The organism is Anoxybacillus andreesenii (genome assembly GCF_030813005.1).
In the GTDB taxonomy this organism is placed as follows: domain Bacteria; phylum Bacillota; class Bacilli; order Bacillales; family Cytobacillaceae; genus Robertmurraya; species Robertmurraya andreesenii.
This window is the reverse complement of sequence record NZ_JAUSTU010000005.1, coordinates 120,151-146,298: the sequence shown is the minus strand read 5'-3', so window position 1 is coordinate 146,298 and position 26,148 is coordinate 120,151. Positions and strand designations below refer to the sequence as shown.

Genomic DNA, 26,148 nt, shown 5'->3' with positions numbered 1-26,148 from the left:
CTATTCTGAAAAATGTGATAAAATGGAGGAGTAGTCGCATTAATAGGAGGAACAGTATGAGTGAAACAGTAAAGCAAGTAGAGCAGGAGTTTTTAGAATATGTAGGGAAAATGAGTGCATATGGAGAGGCACTTTCGCTAATTTTTTGGGATTTGCGCACGGGGGCTCCTAAGAAGGGAGTAGAACAGCGTTCACAGGTGATTGGAATCCTATCCGCTGAGGTATTTGACATGTCTACCTCAGATAAGATGGGCTTCTTTATTGAAAGACTTTCAGAAGCAGATGCGGTAGGAGTTATCTCAGAAATCACGAAAAAGACCGTAGAGCATTGCAAAAAAGAGTATGAGAGAAATAAGAAGATTCCTGCTGAAGAGTACAAGCAATATGTCATTCTTCAATCGAAGGCAGAAAGCGTGTGGGAGGAAGCAAAGGAAAAGTCTGACTTTGACATGTTTAAACCTTATCTTGAAGAGCTGATTGAAACCAATAAACGGTTCATTACATATTGGGGATACGAAGGCAATAAATATAATACTTTGCTAGACATGTATGAACCAGGAATTACTGTCGAAGTACTCGATCAAGTTTTTGGTGATTTGCGTGAAAAAATCGTACCCCTTGTGAAAGCAATCTCTGAATCTAGTCATAAGCCGGATACTTCCTTTCTATTTGAACACTTTCCAAAGGAAAAGCAGCGTGATCTAAGCATCGAGATTCTCGAACAGATGGGCTACGATTTCCAAGCTGGACGTTTGGATGAAACGGTGCATCCTTTTGAAATCACCATCAATAATAGAGATGTCCGGGTTACGACGAAGTATGATGAAAGTGATTTCCGCGTAGCTGTATTTGGAACGATTCATGAGGGCGGGCATGCTTTATATGAGCAAAATATTTCAAAGGATTTAGTAGGGACACCATTATGCACGGGTACCTCCATGGGAATCCACGAGTCCCAGTCACTTTTCTATGAAAATCTAGTAGGCCGTAATTTTCATTTCTGGAAGAAGAATTATGATCTATTAAAATCATACGCAGGCGGCCAGTTTGATAAGGTTACGCTGGAAGAGTATTATCGTGCGATTAATGAATCAAAGCCATCCCTCATTCGTATTGAAGCAGATGAACTAACTTATCCACTTCATGTGATCATCCGTTATGAAATAGAAAAAGGCTTATTTAATGATGAAATTGAAGTAAAGGATTTGCCTCAAATTTGGAATGATAAATATGAGGAATACTTAGGAATTAGACCTGATACGGATGCAAATGGAGTTCTGCAGGATGTTCACTGGTCAGGAGGTATGTTTGGCTACTTCCCATCCTATGCCTTGGGTCTCTTGTATGCCGCTCAATTCAAGAATACGATGCTAAAGGACCTTCCTGAATATGATGAGTTGCTCGAAAAAGGGGAGCTTAAGCCGATTCAAGAATGGCTAACCCATCATATCCATCAATTTGGAGCGATGAAGAAGCCGCTTGAAATTCTCCAGGATGTGACAGGGGAAGGGTTGAATGCCCAGTATTTAGTGGATTATTTATATGAAAAATATCAAGGGATTTACCAATTGAACTAAAGCGTTCATGAAAAAAGAGGATGACATCTCGTCATCCTTTTTTTACAAGGCTTTTCTCAAGCCATGTTGCTTTTGAACAAAAAATCATAAGAAGTACTTCTATTTGATGGAGGTAACATGAAAAAACTTTTACCATACTTAATGATCGCTTTCGGTGCATCACTTTGGGGATTGATTGCCATCTTTGTTCGAGAATTAAAGGATGCGGGCTTAACAGAAATGGAGATTGTGACCGTTCGTGTTGCTTTTGCTAGTCTATTTCTCTTGTTAATTGGAGGAATAAGGTATCGATCCCAGTTTGCCATTGAGCTACGAAAGCTACCATTATTTTTCGGAACAGGGATATGTAGCATCGTCTTTTTTAATTACTGTTATTTCTCTGCCATTAACCAAATGAACATTTCAATCGCAGTCATCCTTCTGTATACTTCTCCAGCTTTTGTCACGATTCTATCCTACCTTTTCCTAAAAGAGCCATTGCATAAGAGAAAAATAGGAGCGGTTATGGGTACGATTATAGGCTGCGTTTTGATTGCTGGGATGTCGACAGGGGCAACATCAAACATAACATTGGTAGGGGTTCTCACAGGACTTGGAGCAGGGTTAGGTTATGCATTATACAGCATATTTGGAAAGTTTGCATTGGAACATTATAAGCCTTTTACCGTAACATTGTATACCTTCATAGTAGCGACAGTAGTCTTGCTTCCGTTCTCGAGTATATGGGGGAAGTTGGATCTCTTGTTGCAAAGCAAAGTACTCTTAATTAGTGCAAGTCTTGGCTTAATTCCGACTGTGTTAGCTTATTTTGTTTATACTTGGGGACTAGAAAAGACAGAGAGCAGTAAGGCCGCTATTATTGCCACAGTTGAGCCAGTTGTCGCAACGCTCGTTGGCATCGTGGTCTATCAAGAAAAAATGGGGTTCGTTCAATTTCTAGGAGCATTGCTGATTTTAATGTCTGTCATTATGGTTAATTTGCCAGGGAAAGCGGAGAGACTAGCATCAATGGCAGGCACAAATAAAAAGAGCACTGATTCAGTAAGATGAACCAGTGCTCTTTATTCTCGTGTAAATTAGTCTAGTGAATTACCAGAACCTACCGCCCTTTGCTCCTGGAGGTGCATTTTGGATAAGGTCGATAAATGGAATTGTATAAGCGAATAGAATTAATAAAACTGTAATTCCAAGCCATAGCTTCCAGTTTTCGAAGACCATTGGAGCTTTTTCTGCTTGGTTTGTAGCTTCTCCAACAGGGAATTCCTGCTCTCCCTTAGGTGCAAAGAATGCTAGATTAATAAAGATATAAACCATTAATAGGACAGCGATGAATAGAATGGAGCCACCAACTGCTTGGGCAATTTGGTAAGGAATCCATTCAGCTGCTTGTGGAGCACCGCCATATTCAGAGAATGATGAACGACGAGGTGCGCCTAAAAGTCCTGCAGCATGCATAGCTCCTGACATGAAAGTCATACCGACAGCCCATAGAATACCTTGAGTAAGAGCTAATTTATTCATCTTCTTTGTTAATGTACGACCAGTTAAATGTGGTACAAGCCAGAATGTTACTCCGAAGTAGGTAAGGACAACCGCAGTTGCAACAGTTAAATGGAAGTGTCCAGTTACCCAAATCGTATTATGAACAACCTGATTCATTTGGTGGGAAGCGTTAACCATACCACCAGCACCACCTGGAATGAATGCAACCATTCCGATAAATGGTACAGTGAAACGTGCATCTCCCCAAGGTAGCTTCTTAAGCCATCCGAAGAGGCCAGTAGCACCTTTAGAGCGACCAAAGCTTTCAAACGTAGCAAATAATGAGAATGCTGTCATTAAAGATGGAATGACAACTAAGAATGTAAGAATTACCTGTAAGAATTTCCAAGCAGGGTCAATACCAGGCTCTAACAACTGATGGTGGAACCCTACAGGAATTGAGAACAATAGGAATAGAATGAAAGACATTCTAGCTAAGGAATCTGAGAATACTTTTGTTCCAATTACCTTTGGAACGACGACATACCATGCCATGTAGGCTGGAAGCAACCAGAAGTAAACCAATGGGTGTCCAAAGTACCAGAAAAGCGTGCGGCTAATACCCACGTTAACTGTATCAACAATACCTAAAGACCAAGGTAATAATTGAATAAGAACGGTTGAAGCAACCCCAATGGTAGCTACACACCACATTAATGTGTTGATAAGAGCCATAAATGTAAGCAATGGACTTGGTTGCCCTGGGTTTGCACGTCTCCACTCTGCATATTTCATAATGATCACAGCAGAGTTAAACCAGCTTCCCACAACAACAAGGGTTAGGCCTAAGTAAAATAACGCATGTGCTTTTAATGGAGCATAGAATGTAAATAAAACAGAAGCTTGGTTAAGAAGAACCATGACAGCAGCCATGACTGTTCCAACTAAAGCAATCCAGAAGCCGATCCAACCAACCGTTCTTTGCTTATTGGTAAGGGTACCGGAAGTTTTACTTACAGCAGCTAAATGAAATCCTAGAATGAAAAATGTTGTAAGTACAAGACCTAAAAGAACACCATGAACGGTTAAAACTTGATAATATCCGATTCCGAAAGGAAGTTGAAATTTACCTGAACGAACTAGTACTTGTAATAAACCGGCAAGACCACCGACTAAAAGAGCAGTGAATGCTACATAGAAATGCGCCATTGATAATTTGGCATCACGAGGGTCAACTTTTGAACTTAAAGATGCTTTAAGCATTATTCCACCACCTTAATTTTCGAAGTCATCATGTGGTGTCCTGATCCACAATACTCATTACATAAAACTAAATATTCACCTGGCTTATCAAATGTTGTAACAAGTTCACTAATATAACCAGGTTCAACCATCATGTTAATATTGGTACCAGCTACTTCAAAGCCGTGAATAACGTCCTTTGTTGTCGCAATGACTTTTACCTTTGCACCTAGTGGAACTTCCACATCTCCAGGTGTATAAGCAAATGCTTGTGCAACAAACACTAATTCATAATCCCAATCTTTTCCTTCAACCTTCTTGAGCCCAGGCTCATTAAATGGAGCAGTTGTGTCAACTTTTTCAGGGTCAACCGTTGCTAGACAGCTTGGCGGTTGGTTGCCAAGGTAGAAGGCACTGACACCTAATACAGTTAAGAAAACGAGAAGTGCTGTTACCCCGAAAATTAGCCATATTTTTTCAAACTTATGCATATGCATGGCTTTAATGTCCCCTTTCTAATCACTAAAAACGATCTAAGTATAAGAAGTAAACGCCTACCCATGTTACAACTAGAATGGCTCCTAGTATGAAAACGGAAGCTAACGTTCCTTTCAAAGAGGAATGCTCCTCATTCTCAGGTTGTGTATCGTACTTCATTTCCGCTTTCGCCATAACACTCACTCCTTTCGAATATTTAGAAAATGTAAATGATTACATTTTCATCATACTAGACAATTTTTGAGAATCCATATGGAATATAGGATTTCACAAATTGTTCATTACTCATATAAACACCATCCTAGTAGTGAAAACTTAATATAACAGTGATTTAAATCACATAGGACTCCAAGGGAATGTGAACATTTTGTGAATGTAAAAAAATGAAAACCCACTTCTTTTCCAGTAATCAGTGGAATTCAGTGGGTTTAGGAAATTCTTCTATTTGATTCTTATTTCATCATCCGTCAAAATGCATCTTCTACAAATATCGTATCCGGGTCTTTTTGGATTGTGTTTATCAAAAAAGTTAAGGAGCTCTTGGGTCACAGCAAACCGACCAAGCCAATACTCAGAGTTTTCATTTTTATTTGAAGCTTGATGTGCGATAGCATGCTCTTCCTTAATTCTTTGAATCAAATTAGTTAGAGTTGTATAGGTATCTTTCAAGACTCACTCACCTCTTAAGTGAATTCTAGCATGTTCAAATTGTTTACAATATGATTTACCTCACAATTGTAAGATTAAAAAGTGGTTTAATTTCTTTCTTAAGGGGAAAGGTCAGTTACAAACTAATCACAGTCGATTGCTTTCTATAATAAAATAAGATATCAACAAATTCTGTATGAAGTGAGTGGTTATATGGAGAAATATTATTGTGATCATTGTCGTCTTTTATATGACGGGCAAGAACGATGTACGGCATGTGGTGCATCTGTGAAAAATAAAATATGGATTGAAGTACAAAATCAGCCATCTTCAAATGATTTTACACCCAATAACTAAAATAAAAAAGTGCAGCGGTCAACTGCACTTTTTTGGCTTATTTGAATATATGCCTAGTCTAATTCCACCGCTAAAACAATCTCCATTATTCCTACATTTGCAATATGGACGGGCAGACGGAAGGCACGGTTAAATCCATATATTTTAGTTTGACCCACGAAAACAGTTGGGGGAGTAATATCCATTTCAAAGCCTCTTTGAGAAATAGTTGTGGATAAGTTACCAGCGATCATATTGCCTAACTCACCAGCAAAGGACTCAAGCATCTCACCCTCGAGGAACATTCCAAACATTCCCTCGCCGATTTTTCCGAAAATCTCTTCCTCACCATCAATGATCACTCTCCCACGCACATCACCCGTCATCCCTATTAATACCCCGATTGAATGCTGGGTAAAAGGTTGTGTGAATAAAGAAGGCTTGTCTATCTTTATTTCAAATGGAAGGACCGCTTTAACTGATTCAATAGTCCCATTTAAAATATCTGTAATGCTTTTTGTTAAAGTCACGAAACATTCCCCCACTACTTAATTACTATTAATTAATAGTACCATATCTATGTTGATCTGAAAGTACGAATTGTAACTAAATATAAAAAACTTGATCTGGAAAAGTTTAATAGATGAAGTTTGCTAGGATTCCAATTATAATAAAGGAGCACAACAATCCTTCAAAACAATGGACTTCCTTCAATTTCGATTGGGGGAAGTTTTTTTTGCATAATTCTAACGGATTTGGAAAAGGTAACCATATAGATATTTCAGAATCCTTGTATGAAGGAGAGATGTGGATGCCCACGATACTGTCTATTGGAGAAATCTCCCCTCCCTTTAAGCTCACTCAGAAGGAAGCGATGGAGTTTTCACGAAATCTTTTTTCAACTACCTTTAAGGATATCGATCGGCTGCTAAAAATTTTTCAGCATGGACAGGTTGATGCCCGTTTTTTTGTTAAAGAAATAGAATGGTATAAATCTGATAGAACGTTTGAAGAGAAAAATAACGCGTATATCGAACAGGCTGTGGAATTAGGAGCGAAGGCAATTCAGGTATGTCTTCAGCAGGAAAAATTCCTTCTTGAGCCAATTGACTACGAAGAGATTGATGCCATATTCTTCATTTCAAGCACAGGAATTTCAACGCCAAGTATCGAGGCAAGAATCATGAATCAGCTTCCTTTTTCACCTCATACGAAAAGAATTCCGATATGGGGCTTAGGCTGTGCAGGTGGAGCATCTGGACTAGCCCGCGCATTTGAATACTGCCAGGCCTATCCGAATGCACTTGTGCTAGTATTAGCCGTGGAGTTCTGCAGCTTAACCTTCCAGCCCGGTGACCTTTCCAAAAGCAATCTGATCGGCACCTCTCTATTCGCAGATGGAGTGTCCTGTGCTCTTCTAGCTGGAGATAAATTTGATCGGAAAAAACGGCAAAGAGTTGAAAGTGTTCCTGCCATTCTCTCCACCCATTCGACCACGATGAAGGATTCCATCGATGTCATGGGCTGGGATGTGAAAGACGAGGGATTATTTGTCGTGTTCTCCAGGGATATCCCCACCATAATTGAAGGGGAGCTGAAGGAGACAGTAGACTATTTTCTATCCCAGCATGATCATAAAATCTCCGATATGGAGCATTTCATCGCTCATCCAGGTGGTAAAAAGGTGTTGGACGCCTATGAAACATCCCTCTCCATATTACCCGATAAGACGCAAATTTCCCGTGAGGTATTAAGGAATTTTGGAAACATGTCATCGGTAACCATCCTTTATGTACTGAAAAGATTCATGGAAATTGGCAAGGAAGGAGAACTCGGTTTGGCCGCTGCCCTTGGACCTGGCTTCAGTTCAGAGCTTCTCCTTTTAAGGTGGGTATGATGTTTTGGTTATTTATTGGTTTCGTTATATTTCAGCGGTTGATAGAGCTAATAATTGCCAAAAGAAATGAAGCCTGGGTCAAGAGTTTGGGGGCAGTCGAGGTCGGTCAGTCCCATTATCCGTACATGGTCATGATTCATGGGTTATTTTTTGTAGTCATGATGGCAGAGGTATTAGCATTTCACCGAACTCTTTCGCCAGTCTGGCCACTTCTTGTGATTTTCTTTGTGATCACTCAAATCGGGCGAATATGGATTATTTTTACCTTGGGGAAATATTGGAATACGAAAATATTGATTCTTCCAAATGCGAAATTGGTCAAAAGGGGATTGTATCGCTATATAAGGCATCCGAACTATCTGATCGTCACTCTTGAATTTATCATTATCCCTTGTATGTATCAGGCTTACTTTACAGCGATTCTCTTCAGTTTACTGAATGTTGCGATATTATCTGTACGAATTCCAATGGAAGAGGCTGCACTCGCAAGGTTGACAGAGTACGATGAAATATTTGAGGGGAAGAGGCGACTTATCCCTGTTATGAAAAAAGAGTGAACATTTCGAAGTAGATGTTGAAAATGATTATCATTCGTGATAAATTGTAAGTGAGCTGAAAAATCAAAAGATAAAAGAGTTTAAATGAGTGAAAAGGATGTGTTACATATGGTGTCTGTCTTTATCGTGTCAACCATAGTCGTTTATTCCTTTGTAATGAAGCATGTATTGAATCATGTGAATAAGCCATCAACCATACAGTCAAAATAATTTGTTATAGAGCTAGGTCCTAAAGGATCTAGTTTTTTTCTATTTTTATAAGAAATATGGAGACAGATCAGTTAAAATATAATGGGATCAATTACGAACATATAAGGGGTATAGAAAATGATTGAAACGGCTTCACAGATGGATGTAAAAGCAATGGAGGAAAAAATTGCTTCTTTGCATCATTTTTTTCAGGCTAATGGGGATGAGGAAACGGCGGAAAAGGCAAAACAGCTGCTTATCAAACTTCATCATCAGGAATATGCGATCGCCTTTTGCGGACATTTTTCTGCGGGGAAGTCGAGCATGATCAACAGGATTATTGGGGAAAATCTGTTGCCTTCAAGCCCGATTCCAACGAGTGCAAACCTCGTCAAAATAAAATCGGGAAAAGAATATGCAAGAGTGAATTTTAAAGAGGGGAATCCCCTCCTTTATCCAGCACCATACAACTATGAAAAGGTCAAAACCTACTGCAAGGATGGGGATTCCATCCAATCGATCGAAATTAGCCATGCAACCGATAAATTACCAGCGGATGCATGTATTATGGATACACCAGGCATTGATTCAACCGATGACGCCCACGCCCTTGCGACGGAATCAGCGCTGCATTTGGCCGATCTAGTGTTCTATGTCATGGATTATAACCATGTTCAATCAGAGTTGAATTTTCTGTTTACACGTGAATTAACTCAGGCAGGGAAGGAAGTCTACCTCGTAATCAATCAAATTGATAAGCATAGAGAGGACGAACTAAGCTTCGCGGAATTCCAGACAAGTGTGAAGGATTCCTTTGCCGCTTGGGGAGTTCAGCCCGCTGAAATTTTTTACACAAGTTTAAAAGAGGAACAGCATCCGTATAATGACTTTTCTCGACTGCAGCAATTTATCCATTCCAAATGGGATGATAGGGCCTCGCTCCTGAAAGTATCGGTACTCCACTCATTAAGAAAGCTCACAGAGGAGCATGACCAATTTTTAAAAGCACGTGACCAGGAACAGCTTGATTCCTATGAAGCACAATTGGCAGAGCTTCCAGTGGAAGAACAGGACTATCTTCCTGAACGTGTAGAGGAATTATCCCAGGCACTGAACAATATCTCCTCCGTTCTTGAAAGGAAGGAGAAGGCTTTCGATGAAGCGGTAGAGTCTATTCTCAAGAATGCCTATCTTATGCCTTTTGAAACGAGGGAGCTTGCGGAAAAGTATCTCCAATCAGCACAGGATGATTTTAAGGTTGGATTATTCTTTTCCAAACAGAAGACCGAACAGGAGAGACAGGTAAGGCTAGAGAGATTCTTCACAGACTTCAAGGAGAAAGTGACCTCCCAGCTCACCTGGCATTTAAAGGAGCTCCTGAACCGAACGGTGAAGGAAGAGGAAATAAACGATTCTGTTTTACTAAGTAGGATTCAAGATTTTTCAGTTCCAATAACAATGGAAGATCTCGCTGGAGCGGTTAAGTCCGGGGCGAGACTATCCGGCGAATATGTGCTTCATTATACGGCTGAGGTAGCCGAGAATGCCAAAAAAGTGGCGCGTCAGCAATCAAGATTATGGGGAGATGCCTATCTTGAGCTCCTTCGCAAACAATTCAAACAGGAAAGCTTAAAGCTTGAAAAAGAACTAGCACAGTATACTCTTTATCTTGATGCTTGGAAAGGGAAGCAGCTTCTTTTAGAGCTTCAAACGGCGAGCATGATTCGGATGGAGCAAATGCTTAATGGAGAGCTTATAGAACAAACTTCCGATTTGGCTGAACTTTTGCATGAGAATGTTCAAATTGAAATCGTAAATAAGCAGGAAATGGAGGAACCTGTTGAACAAGAAAGGGTCAAGGAAATGTTCGCTGAAGAGGAAGCACCAACAAAAAATAACCATTCTCAAGATGCGGAACGACGGAAATCAACGGTTCAAAAGCTGAGAAAATCAGCACAGGCTCTCATATCTATTCCAGGCTTTAAGAAGATTTCGAATTTGCTCCTTGAAAAAGCGGACCGTCTTGAAAAGCAGAGCTTTACAGTGGCCCTTTTCGGAGCATTTAGTGCAGGAAAATCCTCCTTTGCGAACAGCCTAATAGGAGAAAAGCTATTGCCGGTTTCACCTAATCCGACGACAGCAGCCATCAATAAAATCATGCCAACGGATGAGAATAACCCACATGGTACTGTGAAGGTACGGCTTAAGTCAAAAGCAGCTTTATTTAACGATGTCGCTCGCTCGCTCGCTGCCTTCGATAGGACGGCTAGTGATTTTGACGAGGCTTTAACACAAATTAATCGGTTGATGGATGGGGTACAAGACCTTGATGTTCATGATAAAACCCATTTTTCTTTTCTTGCTGCCTTTCACAAAGGCTTTGAGGCCTATCGTAACAGCTTAGGCGAAACATTGATCACAGATGTCACAACCTTCCGGGAATTTGTGGCCAATGAGGAAAAATCCTGTCTTGTTGATTTAATTGAGGTTCATTATGACTGTGAGCTAACTAGAAAAGGAATTACCCTTGTCGACACCCCTGGAGCAGACTCCATTAATGCGAGACATACCGGGGTTGCCTTTGACTATATCAAGAATTCGGATGCGATTTTGTTTGTGACCTATTACAATCATGCTTTTTCCAAGGCAGACCGTGAATTTCTCATTCAGCTTGGTCGGGTGAAGGACTCATTTGAACTAGACAAAATGTTCTTTATCGTTAATGCGGTAGATTTGGCAAACAGTGAAGAGGAGAAAAATGATGTCCTGACCTATGTACATGATCAGCTTGTTCTTTACGGAATCAGGAAACCAACCCTTTTCCCAGTTTCCAGTCTTCTTGCTATAAAGGAAAAAGAGGAGGGCTCACTAGGCCATTCTGGAATTCAAGCCTTTGAAGAGAGCTTCTACTCCTTTATTACCCATGATTTATCAGATATGGCGATCAACTCGAGCCTAGTTGAATGGGAGAGAGGCCTTGAACAGCTACGAACCTTTATCCATTCTGCGAGTGAGGGGAATGAACTGAAGCAGAGGAAGAAGCTGGCATTAGAGAAGGAGCATCACGAGCTTCAGGAGCTACTAAAAAAGGCTGATCCAGATGCGTTTGTTCATAGATTGCATCAGGAAATTGAAGAATTGACCTTTTACATTAAGCAAAGAGTGTTTTTCAGGTTCAATGATTTCTTTAAGGAATCCTTCAATCCAACAGTGCTAAGGGATGACGGGAGAAATTTGAAAAAAGCCCTCCAGCAAGCCTTAGAGGAGTTCCTCCTTGACTTTGGGTTTGATTTCGCTCAGGAATTAAGGGCGACCACTTTAAGGATTGAAGCATTCATGGCAAAGCTGCTTGATGAATATCATCAGGCAATGACAAAGGATTTATGTAAGCTTAACGAGGAATTGTCATTCAGTCGCTATCAAATGAAGGAAATAGATACCCTCTCCTTTGAGCAGGCTTTTCAATCCCTTGACAGAGATTTATTCAAGAAGGTACTATCCTTGTTCAAAAATCCAAAAGCCTTTTTTGAAAAGAATGAAAAGCGCTTCTTGCAGGATGCGCTAAACGAGGTCTTGCAGCAGCCTTCCGAGCAGTATATAAATGAAGAGAAGGAAAGGCTAAAGACATTCTATACGGCTGAATTTGAAAAAGAGTTCCAAGCGCTTCTCCAGCAATTCCTAGAAGAAAGCACAGAGTATTATGAGGGAATGTATGCAACATTGAGCAATAATTACCCGGTTGAGGAGCTAATAGAAATAGAGAGAGAACTTAAAGGTTAAATATAGCGAGGAACGGCTAGCAAAGGAAAAACACTTATTCATCTGCATGAGGGCTAATTGTGATATAATCATATTTATGATTATGAAGTGGAGGGACATAATGGATAAACAAAATCATTCTCTCATGCTCGTAGATGGAATGGCACTTTTGTTTCGTGCCTTTTATGCGACTGCGGTTACAGGACAATTTATGATTAATTCAAAGGGTGTCCCTACCAATGCAGTACAGGGATTTGTGAAGCATATGCTTACGGCTTTTTCTTCCTTTCGACCAAGTCATGTGGCAGTTTGCTGGGACATGGGTAGCCAAACCTTCCGAACGGAAATGTTTGACGGCTACAAAGCAAATCGTGGCGAAGCACCAGTTGAGCTAATTCCACAGTTTGACCTTGTCAAAGAGGTAGTGGAGGCATTTGATATCCCGAACATCGGTCTTGCTGGCTTTGAAGCAGATGATTGCATCGGGACGATTGCTAAAAATATAGATGAAGACATTCATGTTAATATATTGACAGGAGATCGAGATATTCTTCAGCTGTTAGATGAACGGATCAAGGTGACTCTCCTTCAAAAAGGCTTTGGAAACTATTTAGTTCATACGAAGGATAGCTTTTTCGAAGAGAAGGGAATTCTTCCCCAGCAAATGATTGATGTGAAGGCTTTGATGGGTGACCCTAGTGATAATTACCCTGGGGTTAAAGGGATTGGTGAAAAAACAGCATTAAAGCTGATCAAGGAATTTGAGCATGTGGAAGGAATTATTTCCAATCTTCACCAGCTTCCAAAGGGACAGCGCACAAAGATCGAGCAGGATCTGGACATGCTCTATTTAAGCCGAAAGCTTGCGGAGATTCATTGTGAGGTTCCGATCCAGTATTCATTGGAAGAGGCCAGGCTAAAGATTAACCAGGAAAAGGTACAAGAGAAGTTCGCTGAAGTTGAATTTAAGGGATTGACACGTTTCCTTCAATTGAACGAGGAGTATGTAAGCTAAAGGGCTGTCTCATGTCGAGCAGCCCTTTTTACTTGGGATAAAGGGGCCTTGCTTAAATTTTTGTATTGCTCTTTTTCGCCCGGTTTTCCAGTTTGCTTTTTGGGTTCTCGGTTAATTCAGCATCCTGGCCGTAGCCTTGCGGATTGACCCCAGGTGCTTTCTTCCCTCTGTTTGTTCGATGACTAATACTCCCCAAAATTAACACCTCCATTCCTCATGCTTAAGTATTTGCGTTTCGCTTCTTTCTCATTCAAATGTCTGCACTTTAGACATTCTTTGAAAAAACATAGAAATTTGTCGAAAATTAAGATAAAATTTATCCTATAATGGTAAGGAGAGGAATCATGATTGTGAATTTAGGGGAATATTTACAATTATTAGGGAGTAAGGGGTTCCAGTTCGGCGAGGATGCCATCGGATTCATCTATTTTGGCAAGCAATATACAAATGCTTCCGAAGAAATGGCCAAGACAGCACTCGAGCTAACCTTGAAGGCTCAAAAAACCTTCGATGGAAGCTTCTATATCTCGTTGTTAGAGCTCTTTACCACCAATCAGATCGCATCGAGACAAGAGGCGATTAGGTTTGTTAGAAAAGAAAACATTCTAACGATATAAAAGGCGCGTCGAATGAATCGACTCGCCTTCCTAAGTTTATGTACCTAAGGTATTCTCTTGCTTCTTCTTTTGCTTGTAGAAAATGCTTGCTGACGGGAGCTCTGCAAAGATCATGCCAGCCAAAATAAGAACGCATCCCATGATTGCACTTGCAGACAAGCGATCATGTGCCCAGATGAATCCAGTAATCGCCGCAAAAACCGGCTCTGTGGCAAAAATCAGAGCAACTCTTGTCGGCGTAGTGAATTTTTGAAAATTGGTTTGGGCAAAAAAGGCTAAGGCTGTCGCAAAAACGGACGTAATTAATAAGGCAATGATAACTGAACTGTTTAAGATAATGGCTGGCTGAAAAGCTAATGTCCAATCCTCAAATAAAAAAGAATAGATAAGGGATAGAACAGCAACCGTGCCAATTTGAATCACGGTCAAAAATAAGGTGGGAAATTGACTACTGTACTTCCCGGTAAACACAATTTGCAGTGCAAATGCTATCGCACATAAAAACACAAGGGCGTCTCCTTGGTTGAGGGCGGAAATATCCGTCATCGTTAATAAATACAGCCCAACGGTCGCAACTAGCACGCCGATAATCGCATTCTTTGTCGGTCGTAGCTTCAGGAGCAATAATGACAACAAGGGAACTAGAATTACGCTAAGCCCTGTAATAAAGCCTGCTTTTGAGGAACTCGTATATAAAAGTCCGATCGTTTGGGTAGCATAGCCGAAAAATAGCCAAACTCCAATGATGAAGCCTGAAAGAAATATTTTTCGGTTTGCCAAAGCTAGCTGTTTTCGCTCAAATAATAAAAGCCACCCGCCCAAAATCATTGTGGCAATGAGGAAGCGGATGCCGTTAAAGGTGATCGGAGGAAGCAGGTCAATTGCATTTTGGACGATTACAAATGTAGCACCCCAAACAAGGGCCACAAGCAACAAAGATAAATCAGCAAATAATTTACTATTCGTCAACGCAATTACCTCTTTTCGCTGTTTTTATGGATTCCAGCCCTAGCCAGCTGATCCGCCATCTTGTTTTCTGCGCTCGGAATCCATTTCATGAAGAACAAATCAAATTCTCCTCTTAAATGCAATGCTTCCTCAAGGAAAGGCTTGTAGGCAGCATTTTTGACAAACTCTTTTTCTAACGAGCGATTGACAAGCTCAGAATCGGTACGAAACGAAACGATCCGATATCCCTTTTCAAGACAGATCCCTAATGCTTTAATTAGGCAAGAGAATTCGGCTTCATGATTGCTCATCACACCAAGAGGGATGGAGTAGTTTTCTAGAATCCCATTGCCTTTAATGAAAATCCCAGCTCCACTTGGACCGGGATTGCCAGCACTTGCCCCATCAATGTATACTTCAATCAAGACATTGCCTCCCAAACTAAAACTTGAGTACTTCACTGAGTTAAACTAATAAATAGTTTATCATAAATGGATGGAAAAAAGGACATCTTAAATGACATCACTTCAGCTTTTTCTGACAATTATTTAGTATGAAAATAGAAAAATCCCATAGATGGATGAATCGAGCAGAAACGAGGTTGAATCATGAAATATAAACTGGAGATGGATTTCAAAATTAAAGGAAGCAAAATCGTTCCCTTTGTGTCAGATTGGTTAGATTCTGAGACAGCACTTGCTTGTGGTGAGGAGCTGGAAAAGACAGGAAAGGCCATGAACATTAGTTATACGGATGAAATGAACAGCAGCTGGTCGCTGAAGGAGTTGCGTAAGCTGACGGCCGAAATTGAAGAAGAGCCCCATGATATCACTGTATATTTTGATGGAGGTTTTGACAAAAATGTAAATGAGGCAGGACTTGGGGTAGTGATTTACTATAAGCAAGGAAAAAAGAATTATCGATTGCGGGCTAATGAGCTTATTAAAGAAATGGATACGAATAATGAAGCGGAATATGCAGCATTGTATTTTGCATTGAATCAGCTTCAAGAATTAGGCGTCCATCATCTCCCATGTGAAATTAAAGGAGATTCTCAGGTGGTGCTGAAGCAGCTAGAGGGCGAATGGCCATGCTTTGAGGAAAACCTAAATCGCTGGCTTGATCGAATTGAGGAGAAAATTGGTGAGCTGGGGATTGAGCCAAAGTATACATCTCTATCTAGAAAACAAAATAAAGAGGCCGACAAGCTTGCAACCCAAGCTCTTGAGGGAACGATGATCAATAGCAAATTGGAAATATAAAATTAAAGTAAGGTGGTTGTCTTTTGAATCGAAAAGAAATACTGCAAGAGGTGGAGGAGCTGTTAAGCGGATATTGCAATGGTTGCTTTTTATATAAATATCATAAGCTTGAACGAGGGAGAACGTATGCCCACCGGTTCTGCATTTCCGAGTGTACGATTGGCGAAAAGATAAGGGATTTTGGTCATAGATTAGAATAACAAAAGGCTGGCAACGATATGCCAGCCTTTAATATCTTATATAATTAAAGTTTAACGACGTTAGCAGCTTGAGGTCCGCGGTTGCCTTCGACGATTTCGAAAGAAACTTCTTGGCCTTCTTCTAAAGATTTGAAGCCGTCACCTTGAATAGCTGTGAAGTGTACGAATACATCGTCTCCACCTTCAACTTCGATAAATCCGAAGCCTTTTTCATTGTTAAACCATTTTACTTTACCGTTTTGCATAATAAACTTTTCCTCCTAAGCCTTCAAGACACCTAGTGCCTAAAAAAATATATTATCATTAAACTAGATATATAAGTGCAAATTGTTGCCAAATGCGCCAATATATTCTGAGTAATGATGATTTTACTATACATGATTGCTACTTAACCGTCAAGCTAAGAGAGCGAATTTAATAGAAAAACAACTAAAGATTCTGAAAAATCCCCCGTAGGCCATTTTTCACAACCTTGCCAAAAAAATACTGTTGTTGGGATGAAAAATTTGTTATGATTTACATAAATAAACAGTATATGGAAGGCGGGTGGCGTGGTGAGACGCGGTATCCTCAACTTTATCAACAAGGGAACACCTATGACTTTATCGGAGATTGACGAATTATTAGACTCGCTCAAAGAAAACAGAGAGGCAAAATCTCAAACGGTAAGTAAGACCTATCCATATAATCGTCTCACGATAAAAGAGATTAGTAGAAAAATTGAAGATGCCTCAAAACAGATGGAAGAAATATTTAAACATATGCGTTCGGGTGCTAGGCTTCCAATTAAGGAGTTTCAGGAATCGATATTGCCAACGATCCAGCAGGCATCGGAAATCCCTCATATTTTTCATTTGTTCTATGAGTTAAATGAGAAGGATGAATATACATATAGACATATGATTTGTGTTGGCATCATTGCTAATTTAATTGGAAAATGGCTCCATCTTTCAAATGAAGATTTGACAGTTCTTACTCTTGGTGCTTCCATGCATGATGTCGGAAAAACAAAAATATCAACCGAAATATTGAACAAGCCAGGAAAGCTGACAAAAGAAGAATACGAGGAAATGAGACTTCATACCATTTATGGGTATGAGCTTCTTAAGGATATAGAATCTCTTGATCATAGAATCGCCCTTATTGCCCTGCAGCATCATGAACGCGAAGATGGGAAGGGGTATCCTTTAGGATTGCAAGGAGATGAGATCAGTTATTTTGCTAAAATCGTGGCAATTGCGGATGTTTTTCATGCAATGTCCTCGTCACGGGTATACCATCAAGCCTCCCCGTTCTATACGGTGATGAAACAGATGCAAAGGGACGCCTATGGAAAGCTTGACCCGACCATTGTTCTCACCTTTTTAAATAAAATGATGAATAGTTTAGTTGGAAAAAGAGTGAAATTAACAGATGGTAGCATTGGAACGATTACGATGATCAATCCATATGACCCGATTCGTTGTCTCATTCAGGTCGACGGCCATCATATTGATTTAAGGTATAATACCGCTGTCCAAATTGAAAGAATTATAGAGGATGATTAATGAGAATCTCAAAAGGCGAGATTCTTTTTTTCTGTTTTGGAAAATAAAATGGTCATTGTTTAAAAATTCACACTAATATATAATAAAGTCAATTTTTATTTTACAGTTCGAAATAAAATGTTGGAGGTTCAAAATGATCACAGACATACACAAATGGGTGATGGAGCATGAGGACCTGATTAAATCTACTTATGCCCATTTGCATCAAAACGCAGAGGTAAGCTGGAATGAGATAGAAACGGGAAAATATATATGCGGAAAGCTCAAGGAACTGGGGATCCATTATGAAACCTTCCCTGATCATACCGGTGTGATCGGGTATTGGGGGAACAAAAACGATGGGCCAACGATTGGCATTCGAGCAGACATGGATGCTTTGTATCAGTTGGTAGACGGAACATGGCAGGAGAACCATTCCTGCGGCCATGATGGTCATATGACGATGGTTCTTCATACGATAACCTGTTTAAAGGAAATCGGCTTTTCCCCAAAAGGATTAATCAAAATTATTTTTCAGCCTGCCGAAGAAACCGGAGATGGGGCAAAGGCAATCATCGAAAAAGGGATAATTAAGGACCTAGACTATTTAGTTGGCATACATGTCAGACCGATTCAAGAAATGAAATTCGGTCAAGCTTCACCTGCCATCTATCATGGCGCAACAACGATGTTAAAGGGAGAAATTAAGGGTGTTCAGGCTCATGCTGCGAGACCTCACCTCGGGGTAAATGTCGTAGATTCGCTCAGTGCGATTATACAAGCAATTCAAGGGATCAAAGTTGACCCAACCGTATCTGCTTCTGCCAAGGTAACCATGGTGCAGGCGGGAGGTGCGAATCTAAATACGATCCCAGATTATGCTGAATTTGGCGTTGATGTTCGCGCACAGTCCAATGAGGTGATGAAGTCATTATTAAAAGAGGTCAAATTTGCTGCTTTAAACGCTGGAGCGATTAATCATGCGGAGGTCCATCTCGAAACGATCGCAACGATGGTGGCAGCAGAAGCGAGTCCGCTTATGGAAGAAATTGTGGAAGAAGCGATTGTTGAAGTTCTTGGCGAAGAAGGGTTGGTTCCGCCACCTGTGACGCCTGGTGGTGAGGATTTCCATTTTTATAAAGAAACCTCTCCCCAACTGCAGGCAACAATGGTGGGGCTTGGAACAGATCTATCCCCAGGTCTTCATCACCCAAACATGAGCTTCAATTTAGATGCCCTTCTGAATGGCGTCAAAATCCTCAGCATCGTCCTTACGAAGATAGTTTCATAGAAACAAAGAAAGAGTCGTTCCAATGGAGTGGCTCTTTTCTGCCTTAATGAAAGAAATCTATTCTCGAAACCTTTCGATTACGGTAAAATAGGGATGTACATTATGAATCTGGATGTGATCCTCAATGCAACTTATTATTGCCGAAAAACCGGACCAGGGCTTGACGCTTGCTTCGGTTTATAAAATGAAAAGAAAACAAGGCTATATTGAAATTTTGCCAAATGAAATTTTCCCCAAAGGCGCCTATGTCACATGGGCTATCGGCCACATCACACAGCTCGTTCCCCCCGAAAAATACGATCCTGCATGGAAAAAGTGGTCTCTACAAACCCTTCCAATAATTCCATCTCAATTCCAATATGAAGTTTCTAAGGACAAATGGAAGCAATTTACGATTGTCAAAAATCTCCTTCAGGATCCGATGGTCACTGAGGTGATTCATGCAGGTGATGCGGGGCGGGAAGGTGAGCTGATTGTCCGCAATATTCTTCGCCAAGCAAAGTGTAAAAAGCCGATGAAGAGACTTTGGATATCTTCTCTAACCCCCAAATCGATCCATGAAGGGTTTCAGTCGTTATTAGCAGAGGAGGATACAAGGAATCTCTATTATGAAGCTTACACGAGAGCATGTGCAGACTGGGTGGTTGGCATGAATGCTTCAAGATTATACAGCCTGTTATTGAAGCAAAAAGGATTCGCTGATGTCTTTTCCGTTGGAAGGGTGCAAACACCAACCCTCGCTTTGATCGTGAAACGTGAACATGAAATTGATTCCTTCGTTTCAGAGCCTTTTTGGGAGGTTCAGGCGAACTTCCTAATCGATAAAAAGAAGTATGGTGGGAAATGGGTGAAAGATGGCGAGTCCCGAATCGATACAAAGGAAATGGCAGAAAAAATTGCTGCCTTTTGTGAAGGGAAAGGGGCTGAAGTGAGCGAAGTCTTGTCGGAGAAAAAAGAGTTTTTGCCTCCTTTTCTCTACAATCTATCTGCGCTTCAGGCTGAAGCCAATCGTCGTTTCAAATTTTCGCCGAAGAAAACACTTGATATCATGCAGGCACTTTATCAAAAAGGAATGGTCTCATATCCACGTTCTGATTCCCGATATGTCACTAAGGGAGAGGCTGAAGGTTTTCCTGATATTTTAGCAAAGCTTTCGCAGCTCCAAGAATATTCCGAGTTGTTTCCCCTTCCACTGGCGTCGATCATTGATAATAAAAGATTTGTGAACGATAAGAAGGTAACGGACCACTATGCGATTATTCCAACTGAACAAGTTCCAGTACTGTCTAAGCTGAGCCAGGATGAACAGAAAATGTACGACTTAATTGCTAGGAGTCTAATTGCCGCCCATTTCGGGAAGTCCGTAACGGAGTATACGACGATTACCACCCTTGTTGATGGAAGAGCCACCTTTCAATCAAAAGGAAAGGTACAGCTTGAAGAGGGATGGCGTCGTGTTATTCCTGCGTATGAAAAGGAAAAGGATCCTCTCCTCCCTTTGCTTGAACAGGGTGAGACGGGCAAGGTAACAAAGGTTGAGGTGAAGGAAAGTAAGACCCAGCCACCAAAACGTTATACGGAAGGCCAGCTCATTACTTTGATGAAGACAGCTGGTAAGCATATCGAGGATAAAGAGCTAGAAAAGGTGTTAATGAAAACGGAGGGGCTAGGGACAGAAGCGACGAGAGCGGGAATCATTACGATGCTAAAGGAGCGTAAATACATCGAGGTCCACAAAAATCTAGTCTATGCCACAGCGAAGGCCAAAATACTAATTCAAGCGGTAGGGGACGAGATTTTAGCCTCACCAGAAATGACGGCAAAATGGGAGCAGCGTCTGAAGGAAATTTCGGAGGGACAAGCTGTCCCGAAGCATTTTATGGAGCTAACCAATAAGATGATTGACCATCTTATTTCAACTACTGTAAAAGCTTCGTCTAGCTGGGAGTTCAATGAGGAGATGGTGGAAAGCTTCATTCCTGGGAAACAGAAGCAAAAGCGGAAGCCTACAAGCTTAGGTAAATGTAAGAAATGCAACGGTACGGTTATTGATAAGGGAGGCTTTTATGGCTGCTCCAATTATCAAAAAAACCATTGTGATTTTACTATTTCAAAGAAAATCCTCGGGAAATCCCTTACCCAAAAGCAGGTGAAACTTCTGCTTTCAGAGGGTTTAACAGAGGTCATCCAGGGGTTCCAAGGCAAGGAAAAATCATTTGATGCCAAGCTTAGCTGGGATTCTGAAGGCAACAAAATAAAATTTGTGTTTTAGATCACGCTGTTGCTGTATACCCTTATATTACCTTGTCTCCCGTTTCTTTCTATAGTAAACTTTTACTTAGACAATCTTGAGAAACCAATTAGTTGGGTAGTATCAGGTGGACTTTATGCAAAGTCCATTCGGTTTCTTGTGCAAAATGTGATATTGGAGGGTGTCCGATGCCAACACCAAGTATGGAAGATTACATTGAACAAATATATTTATTAATTGAAGAAAAAGGCTACGCTCGCGTTTCGGATATTGCGGAGGCTTTATCGGTACATCCCTCATCTGTGACAAAAATGGTGCAGAAATTAGATAAAAATGAGTATTTAACATATGAAAAATATCGAGGATTTGACCTCACCGCTAAAGGAAAGAAAATTGGCAAGCGCTTAGTCTACCGTCATGATCTATTGGAGCAGCTTTTGCGAACGATTGGTGTTATAGAGGAAAATATTTATGACGATGTCGAAGGAATAGAGCATCATTTAAGCTGGAATGCGATTGATCGTATTGGAGACCTCGTACAATTTTTTGAAGAGGATGAAAGCCGAATTGAGGCATTAAGAGAAATTCAAAGGAGAAATGAGGAGCAGGAATAAAAGGGTTCTTTTCTTATGGATGGCTGCTTATGATTTAGGAGAATCGCTATTAAAGGAGTGGGCGTATGAGTCGATATTCAATGGAGGAATTTGTCAAGCAAACCCAGCAGCAGGATAAAGGCGAGGGGCTATTTGAATTAGAAACTCAAAGAATGCTGGAGATTAACCTTAACGGACAAATTTGGGCGAAGGCTGGGTCGATGATTTCTTATCGCGGCAGCATCAAGTTTGAACGGGAGGGCATTTTAGAGCATGGTCTCGGAAAAATGTTCAAAAAAGCATTGACAGGTGAAGGGACTGCCCTCATGAAAGCAACAGGTAATGGGAAGCTATATGTTGCTGACCAAGGTAAAAAGATTTCTATTTTACATTTGCAAGGCGATTCCATTTTTGTAAATGGAAATGATCTGCTTGCGTTCGAGCCTTCCATCAACTGGGATATTAAGCTGATGAGAAAGATTGCGGGCATGATGTCGGGTGGTTTATTTAATGTACGTCTTGACGGGCATGGGATGGTTGCGATCACCTCCCATTACGAGCCTTTAACCTTACTCGTTACCCCTGACAACCCGGTATTTACCGATCCGAATGCCACTGTCGCATGGTCAGGATCTCTAGAACCAGAATTTGTAACAGATATTTCCTTTAAGACATTCTTGGGCAGAGGAAGCGGAGAATCGATCCAAATGAAATTCTCTGGGAATGGATTTGTTGTGGTACAGCCATTTGAGGAAGTCTATTATTCCCAGCAACAAGGCTAGAAAATAATTACGGTCGCCAATGGTAGGTTGTTGGCGACCGTAATTTTGTTTGATGCGTTCTTTTCGGTAGCTAATCGCAACTAGGAATCTCTTTTTTTACTCCCACTCATACGGTGTTTCTTGGTATACATAGTAATTCAGCCAGTTAGAAAACAGTAGATGGGCATGAGAGCGCCAGCGGTTCAACGGAGCTCGGTTTGGATCATTTTTTGGAAAATAATGCTCTGGAAGGTGAATTTCGAGTCCACGTTGACGGTCACGACTATACTCATCTGCTAGAGTCGAAGCATCATATTCTAAGTGCCCTGTAATCATAATTTGCTTACCATTGCCTGCACTCATAATAAAAGGCCCTGCTTCTTCTGAATAGGAAAGAAGCTTAATTTCATCATGCTCCTCGATTTGACTTCGTTCTACATCTGTATATCTGGAATGGGGTGCCAAAAATTCATCATCAAAGCCTCTTAGTAGTTTCTCAGACCGATCCGCAACGACGTGAGAGAAAACCCCCGAGCATTTCCGTGGCAGCTCAAATTTATCGATTCCGAAATGGTGGTAGAGAGCCGCTTGTGCACCCCAGCAAATATGAAGGGTTGAGGTTACATTCGTTTTCGACCAGTTCATGATCTCGGTAAGCTCCTCCCAATAATCCACCTCTTCGAATGGAAGCATTTCAACCGGTGCTCCCGTCACGATCATGCCATCAAACTTACGATTCTTAATGTAAGGAAACTTCGTGTAAAACTGGTCGAGATGTAGCTGACTCGTATTTTTTGATTGATGTGTGGCCATTTGCAGAAAGGAAACGTTCACCTGCAAGGGAGTATTTCCTAACAGCCGCAATATTTGAGCTTCTGTTCTCTCCTTTTCCGGCATGAGATTCAATATAATAATATTTAAAGGCCGAATATCCTGTGAATTCGCCCTTGCTTCATCCATGATAAAAATATTCTCATTTTCTAGAATCTCTCGAGCGGGAAGGAGCTTAGGTATTTTAATAGGCAAGTGATCATCTCCTTATTCGAATTTTCAATATTTTTAATTATATAGTCGTTTGACTAATGTATCAATCCTTTTGCAAAAGATATTCCTATATATCTAAAGCAAATGATACAATAGAAATGCTACATAGCTTTAGTATGGGGGGATATTGGAATGAGTTTGCATGTAAAGATTAAATCAGACATTGAGATTGCTCAAGCAGCAAAGATGAAGCCCATTTTAGAAATTGCTAAGCAGCTAGAATTAACAGAAGATGATATTGAGTTATACGGGAAATATAAGGCCAAGCTTTCATCAAAAACGATTACAAAGCTTCAAACAAAGGAAGCTGGAAAAGTGATCCTTGTTACAGCGATCAATCCCACACCGGCTGGGGAAGGTAAATCCACCGTGACGGTCGGTCTAGGAGATGCATTACATAGATTAGATAAGAAGGTCATGATTGCCCTTAGAGAGCCGTCATTAGGTCCGACCATGGGAATTAAGGGTGGGGCAACAGGTGGAGGCTATGCACAGGTCCTTCCGATGGAGGACATTAATCTTCATTTTACAGGGGATTTTCATGCGATCACCTCGGCGAATAATGCTCTAGCAGCGCTTATTGATAACCACCTGCAGCAGGGGAATGAACTGAGAATTGACCAAAGGAGAATTGTCTGGAAAAGGGCCCTTGACTTAAATGACCGGGCACTTCGAAAGGTTGTGGTTGGCTTAGGGGGACCAATGCAAGGGGTCCCACGTGAGGATGGCTTTGACATCACTGTGGCATCAGAAATTATGGCCGTTTTATGTTTAGCAACGGATCTACATAATTTAAGAGAAAGATTATCTAAAATGGTTGTCGCCTATAATATGGAGAAGGAGCCTGTGACGGTTGGTGATCTGGGTGTGGAAGGTGCGCTGACCCTTCTATTGAAGGATGCGGTTAAACCAAACCTTGTTCAAACGATTGAGCACACACCAGCTCTTGTCCATGGCGGTCCCTTTGCCAACATCGCTCATGGCTGCAACAGTGTAATTGCCACAGTAGCCGCTTCGAAATTGGCAGATTATGTTGTGACAGAGGCTGGATTTGGAGCGGATTTGGGTGCGGAGAAATTTCTCAATATTAAGACGCGTGCGGCAGGCTTTGAACCGAGTGCGGTCGTCATTGTTGCAACGATACGGGCCCTTAAGATGCACGGTGGTGTTCCTAAGCAGGAGCTTGGGAATGAAAATATTGAAAGCCTGAAGGCAGGTTTTGAAAATCTTCGCAAGCATGCTGAAACGATTGCAAGCTTTGGACTCCCGTTCGTTGTTGCTATCAATAAATTTATAACGGATACGGATTTAGAAGTGAATACATTGCTTGAACTATGCAAGCAATACCATCTGCCTGTTGAACTGACCGAGGTTTGGGAAAAGGGTGGAGAAGGCGGCATCGCACTAGCCCAAAGGCTGCTTGAGGTTATTGAAAAGGAAGAAAGAGACTTCGCACCAATATACGATCTATCTGATTCTATTGAGGAGAAAATTACTGCCATTGTTCAAAAGGTATATGGCGGTAGCGGTGTTGAGTTTTCAACAAAAGCGAAGAAGCAAATCGCTGAATTTGAACGCTTCGGTTGGGGCAACTTACCCGTATGTATGGCGAAAACGCAATATTCCTTATCAGATGATCCTACCAAGCTAGGGAGACCGACAGACTTTACAGTTACTGTGCGAGAGCTAAAGGCATCCGTTGGAGCAGGCTTTATCGTAGCTTTAACAGGTGATGTGATGACGATGCCAGGACTTCCAAAGGTTCCTGCGGCGCTAAAAATGGATGTTGATGACCAAGGGAATGCGATTGGATTATTTTAAATCTGTAAGGCGGTAAGGTAGATACCTTATCGCTTCTTTTGTAAGGAGGTATTACATGTTCGATCCTACGGCTTTTGATAATATGAAGGTTGTGCTTGAGGGAGCACTGTATGACCGTGACTTAGCTGGTGAAATTGCGATCCTAGATCGAAACGATGTGGTGAATATCGCAAAATTAACTAGGAGCTATTCGATCAATTTTGCAGAGACGAGGGAGTCGAAGGTTTATTGTACTTTAATACTAGATGCTAAATTGGAAAATCTCGCTTCAGAGCTGCTCCGAACTCAGCTTAATGGCCCATTAGCTGGGGCCCATCTAGCAATTGTTTTTCATATGAAGCATGAGAACAAGCGGGAAATCTACAAGGAGATAGATCATCAGCTTAGAAACATTTGGGGTGTTGAACGCCATATTTCTCAGAGGATTAGCCATGATCCAACCGACAATTTGAGATGGGTCTCAAATGAAATAACGATCGAATTTAATCGCCTAATATTGGAGGAACAAATGGATGATTTAATCGTCATGCTCGACTATATAACGGAAACATTAGCTAAGTTAAATTCTCTTCTTGTTTAAAAATAACTAGCCCTAAAAAGAAAATCCGTGTAAACTATATTTAGTATCTATTTT

The 26,148-nt window shown here is 41.0% G+C and carries 26 protein-coding genes; 16 read left to right on the top strand and 10 right to left on the bottom strand.

The window, feature by feature from the left end; genetic code table 11:
- Positions 1 to 56: 56 nt before the first annotated feature.
- Both J2S07_RS07160 and J2S07_RS07155 read left to right on the top strand, forming a co-directional pair.
- Positions 57 to 1,577: a carboxypeptidase M32 gene (locus J2S07_RS07160; protein ID WP_307149730.1), complete on the top strand. Its 1,521-nt coding sequence runs from the start codon at positions 57 to 59 to the stop codon at positions 1,575 to 1,577.
- A gap of 117 nt (positions 1,578 to 1,694) precedes the next feature.
- Positions 1,695 to 2,627 (top strand): DMT family transporter, encoded by a 933-nt coding sequence (locus tag J2S07_RS07155; RefSeq protein ID WP_307149729.1) that lies wholly within the window; start codon positions 1,695 to 1,697, stop codon positions 2,625 to 2,627.
- 39 nt (positions 2,628 to 2,666) lie between these two features.
- Here the strand turns inward: J2S07_RS07155 and J2S07_RS07150 are convergent, their stop codons facing one another.
- The 5 genes from J2S07_RS07150 to J2S07_RS07130 all read right to left on the bottom strand — a co-directional run bounded on the left by J2S07_RS07150 (position 2,667) and on the right by J2S07_RS07130 (position 6,313).
- Positions 2,667 to 4,322, bottom strand: a complete 1,656-nt coding sequence (locus J2S07_RS07150) for a b(o/a)3-type cytochrome-c oxidase subunit 1 (RefSeq protein WP_307149728.1) — start codon at positions 4,320 to 4,322, stop codon at positions 2,667 to 2,669.
- The gene (locus J2S07_RS07145; protein ID WP_307149727.1) at positions 4,322 to 4,798 is read right to left on the bottom strand and encodes a cytochrome c oxidase subunit II; all 477 of its coding nucleotides are present in this window, start codon (positions 4,796 to 4,798) and stop codon (positions 4,322 to 4,324) included. The genes J2S07_RS07150 and J2S07_RS07145 overlap by 1 nt, the downstream gene beginning before the upstream one ends.
- A 25-nt stretch (positions 4,799 to 4,823) precedes the next feature.
- Positions 4,824 to 4,973, bottom strand: a complete 150-nt coding sequence (locus J2S07_RS07140) for a cytochrome c oxidase subunit 2A (RefSeq protein WP_307149726.1) — start codon at positions 4,971 to 4,973, stop codon at positions 4,824 to 4,826.
- 267 nt (positions 4,974 to 5,240) lie between these two features.
- Positions 5,241 to 5,468, bottom strand: coding sequence for a hypothetical protein (locus J2S07_RS07135; RefSeq protein WP_307149725.1), 228 nt, complete (start codon positions 5,466 to 5,468; stop codon positions 5,241 to 5,243).
- Between the two features lie 389 nt (positions 5,469 to 5,857).
- Positions 5,858 to 6,313: a chemotaxis protein CheX gene (locus tag J2S07_RS07130; RefSeq protein ID WP_307149724.1), complete on the bottom strand. Its 456-nt coding sequence runs from the start codon at positions 6,311 to 6,313 to the stop codon at positions 5,858 to 5,860.
- Between the two features lie 281 nt (positions 6,314 to 6,594).
- On the opposite strand from J2S07_RS07130, the gene J2S07_RS07125 reads away from it, so the two are divergent.
- From J2S07_RS07125 to J2S07_RS07110, 4 genes are all read left to right on the top strand, one after another.
- A complete protein-coding gene (locus tag J2S07_RS07125) occupies positions 6,595 to 7,680 on the top strand; it encodes a type III polyketide synthase (RefSeq protein WP_307149723.1) in 1,086 nt (361 codons plus the stop codon).
- Positions 7,680 to 8,237 carry an isoprenylcysteine carboxyl methyltransferase family protein gene (locus J2S07_RS07120; protein WP_307149722.1) on the top strand — a complete coding sequence of 186 codons (558 nt, stop codon included), beginning with the start codon at positions 7,680 to 7,682 and terminating at the stop codon, positions 8,235 to 8,237. The genes J2S07_RS07125 and J2S07_RS07120 overlap by 1 nt, the downstream gene beginning before the upstream one ends.
- Positions 8,238 to 8,564: 327 nt before the next feature.
- Positions 8,565 to 12,206: a dynamin family protein gene (locus J2S07_RS07115; protein WP_307149721.1), complete on the top strand. Its 3,642-nt coding sequence runs from the start codon at positions 8,565 to 8,567 to the stop codon at positions 12,204 to 12,206.
- A 100-nt stretch (positions 12,207 to 12,306) separates the two neighbouring features.
- A complete protein-coding gene (locus tag J2S07_RS07110) occupies positions 12,307 to 13,200 on the top strand; it encodes a 5'-3' exonuclease (protein WP_307149720.1) in 894 nt (297 codons plus the stop codon).
- Positions 13,201 to 13,252: 52 nt separating this feature from the next.
- On the opposite strand, the gene sspL is transcribed toward J2S07_RS07110, so the two are convergent.
- Positions 13,253 to 13,387: a small, acid-soluble spore protein L gene (sspL, locus tag J2S07_RS07105; RefSeq protein WP_370872796.1), complete on the bottom strand. Its 135-nt coding sequence runs from the start codon at positions 13,385 to 13,387 to the stop codon at positions 13,253 to 13,255.
- 157 nt (positions 13,388 to 13,544) lie between these two features.
- On the opposite strand from sspL, the gene J2S07_RS07100 reads away from it, so the two are divergent.
- Positions 13,545 to 13,817, top strand: a complete 273-nt coding sequence (locus J2S07_RS07100; protein WP_307149718.1) for a DUF6123 family protein — start codon at positions 13,545 to 13,547, stop codon at positions 13,815 to 13,817.
- Positions 13,818 to 13,853: 36 nt separating this feature from the next.
- Here the strand turns inward: J2S07_RS07100 and J2S07_RS07095 are convergent, their stop codons facing one another.
- Together J2S07_RS07095 and J2S07_RS07090 are read right to left on the bottom strand one after the other, a co-directional pair.
- On the bottom strand, positions 13,854 to 14,786 hold the full coding sequence (locus tag J2S07_RS07095; RefSeq protein WP_307149717.1) for a DMT family transporter: 933 nt from the start codon (positions 14,784 to 14,786) through the stop codon (positions 13,854 to 13,856).
- Between the two features lie 5 nt (positions 14,787 to 14,791).
- Positions 14,792 to 15,190, bottom strand: coding sequence for a reverse transcriptase-like protein (locus tag J2S07_RS07090; RefSeq protein ID WP_307149716.1), 399 nt, complete (start codon positions 15,188 to 15,190; stop codon positions 14,792 to 14,794).
- Positions 15,191 to 15,373: 183 nt separating this feature from the next.
- Here J2S07_RS07090 and J2S07_RS07085 point away from each other — a divergent pair, with 183 nt between their 5' ends.
- Both J2S07_RS07085 and J2S07_RS07080 read left to right on the top strand, forming a co-directional pair.
- Positions 15,374 to 16,027: a ribonuclease H family protein gene (locus J2S07_RS07085; RefSeq protein ID WP_307149715.1), complete on the top strand. Its 654-nt coding sequence runs from the start codon at positions 15,374 to 15,376 to the stop codon at positions 16,025 to 16,027.
- A gap of 23 nt (positions 16,028 to 16,050) precedes the next feature.
- Positions 16,051 to 16,227, top strand: coding sequence for a zinc-finger domain-containing protein (locus J2S07_RS07080; RefSeq protein WP_307149714.1), 177 nt, complete (start codon positions 16,051 to 16,053; stop codon positions 16,225 to 16,227).
- Between the two features lie 44 nt (positions 16,228 to 16,271).
- On the opposite strand, the gene cspD is transcribed toward J2S07_RS07080, so the two are convergent.
- Complete coding sequence (gene cspD, locus J2S07_RS07075; RefSeq protein ID WP_009791749.1) at positions 16,272 to 16,472, bottom strand: cold-shock protein CspD; 201 nt, start codon at positions 16,470 to 16,472, stop codon at positions 16,272 to 16,274.
- Positions 16,473 to 16,781: 309 nt separating this feature from the next.
- Between cspD and J2S07_RS07070 the strand changes: the two genes are divergently transcribed.
- The 5 genes from J2S07_RS07070 (at position 16,782) to J2S07_RS07050 (ending at position 22,670) form a co-directional block, all read left to right on the top strand.
- Entirely contained in the window at positions 16,782 to 17,774 is a 993-nt protein-coding gene (locus J2S07_RS07070) for an HD-GYP domain-containing protein (RefSeq protein ID WP_307149713.1), read from the top strand.
- A gap of 133 nt (positions 17,775 to 17,907) precedes the next feature.
- Positions 17,908 to 19,044, top strand: coding sequence for a M20 peptidase aminoacylase family protein (locus J2S07_RS07065; RefSeq protein WP_307149712.1), 1,137 nt, complete (start codon positions 17,908 to 17,910; stop codon positions 19,042 to 19,044).
- Between the two features lie 124 nt (positions 19,045 to 19,168).
- Positions 19,169 to 21,316, top strand: coding sequence for a DNA topoisomerase III (locus J2S07_RS07060; protein ID WP_307149711.1), 2,148 nt, complete (start codon positions 19,169 to 19,171; stop codon positions 21,314 to 21,316).
- A 167-nt stretch (positions 21,317 to 21,483) separates the two neighbouring features.
- Complete coding sequence (mntR, locus tag J2S07_RS07055; protein WP_307149710.1) at positions 21,484 to 21,909, top strand: transcriptional regulator MntR; 426 nt, start codon at positions 21,484 to 21,486, stop codon at positions 21,907 to 21,909.
- 65 nt (positions 21,910 to 21,974) lie between these two features.
- Positions 21,975 to 22,670, top strand: coding sequence for an AIM24 family protein (locus J2S07_RS07050; RefSeq protein ID WP_307149709.1), 696 nt, complete (start codon positions 21,975 to 21,977; stop codon positions 22,668 to 22,670).
- 96 nt (positions 22,671 to 22,766) lie between these two features.
- Here J2S07_RS07050 and metA read toward each other — a convergent pair whose 3' ends face one another.
- Positions 22,767 to 23,675 (bottom strand): homoserine O-acetyltransferase MetA, encoded by a 909-nt coding sequence (gene metA / locus J2S07_RS07045; protein ID WP_307149708.1) that lies wholly within the window; start codon positions 23,673 to 23,675, stop codon positions 22,767 to 22,769.
- Between the two features lie 150 nt (positions 23,676 to 23,825).
- On the opposite strand from metA, the gene J2S07_RS07040 reads away from it, so the two are divergent.
- Complete coding sequence (locus J2S07_RS07040) at positions 23,826 to 25,514, top strand: formate--tetrahydrofolate ligase (RefSeq protein WP_307149707.1); 1,689 nt, start codon at positions 23,826 to 23,828, stop codon at positions 25,512 to 25,514.
- 55 nt (positions 25,515 to 25,569) lie between these two features.
- A complete protein-coding gene (locus J2S07_RS07035; RefSeq protein ID WP_307149706.1) occupies positions 25,570 to 26,094 on the top strand; it encodes a hypothetical protein in 525 nt (174 codons plus the stop codon).
- Positions 26,095 to 26,148 lie beyond the last annotated feature (54 nt).

Excerpts from the sequence above, each read along its gene's own strand:
- J2S07_RS07160 (WP_307149730.1), top strand. The coding sequence starts at position 57 with ATGAGTGAAACAGTAAAGCAAGTAGAGCAGGAGTTTTTAGAATATGTA.
- J2S07_RS07155 (WP_307149729.1), top strand. The coding sequence starts at position 1,695 with ATGAAAAAACTTTTACCATACTTAATGATCGCTTTCGGTGCATCACTT.
- J2S07_RS07150 (WP_307149728.1), bottom strand. The coding sequence starts at position 4,322 with ATGCTTAAAGCATCTTTAAGTTCAAAAGTTGACCCTCGTGATGCCAAA.
- J2S07_RS07145 (WP_307149727.1), bottom strand. The coding sequence starts at position 4,798 with ATGCATATGCATAAGTTTGAAAAAATATGGCTAATTTTCGGGGTAACA.
- J2S07_RS07140 (WP_307149726.1), bottom strand. The coding sequence starts at position 4,973 with ATGGCGAAAGCGGAAATGAAGTACGATACACAACCTGAGAATGAGGAG.
- J2S07_RS07125 (WP_307149723.1), top strand. The coding sequence starts at position 6,595 with ATGCCCACGATACTGTCTATTGGAGAAATCTCCCCTCCCTTTAAGCTC.
- J2S07_RS07120 (WP_307149722.1), top strand. The coding sequence starts at position 7,680 with ATGTTTTGGTTATTTATTGGTTTCGTTATATTTCAGCGGTTGATAGAG.
- J2S07_RS07115 (WP_307149721.1), top strand. The coding sequence starts at position 8,565 with ATGATTGAAACGGCTTCACAGATGGATGTAAAAGCAATGGAGGAAAAA.
- J2S07_RS07110 (WP_307149720.1), top strand. The coding sequence starts at position 12,307 with ATGGATAAACAAAATCATTCTCTCATGCTCGTAGATGGAATGGCACTT.
- J2S07_RS07100 (WP_307149718.1), top strand. The coding sequence starts at position 13,545 with ATGATTGTGAATTTAGGGGAATATTTACAATTATTAGGGAGTAAGGGG.
- J2S07_RS07085 (WP_307149715.1), top strand. The coding sequence starts at position 15,374 with ATGAAATATAAACTGGAGATGGATTTCAAAATTAAAGGAAGCAAAATC.
- cspD (WP_009791749.1), bottom strand. The coding sequence starts at position 16,472 with ATGCAAAACGGTAAAGTAAAATGGTTTAACAATGAAAAAGGCTTCGGA.
- J2S07_RS07065 (WP_307149712.1), top strand. The coding sequence starts at position 17,908 with ATGATCACAGACATACACAAATGGGTGATGGAGCATGAGGACCTGATT.
- J2S07_RS07060 (WP_307149711.1), top strand. The coding sequence starts at position 19,169 with ATGCAACTTATTATTGCCGAAAAACCGGACCAGGGCTTGACGCTTGCT.
- mntR (WP_307149710.1), top strand. The coding sequence starts at position 21,484 with ATGCCAACACCAAGTATGGAAGATTACATTGAACAAATATATTTATTA.
- J2S07_RS07050 (WP_307149709.1), top strand. The coding sequence starts at position 21,975 with ATGAGTCGATATTCAATGGAGGAATTTGTCAAGCAAACCCAGCAGCAG.
- J2S07_RS07040 (WP_307149707.1), top strand. The coding sequence starts at position 23,826 with ATGAGTTTGCATGTAAAGATTAAATCAGACATTGAGATTGCTCAAGCA.
- J2S07_RS07035 (WP_307149706.1), top strand. The coding sequence starts at position 25,570 with ATGTTCGATCCTACGGCTTTTGATAATATGAAGGTTGTGCTTGAGGGA.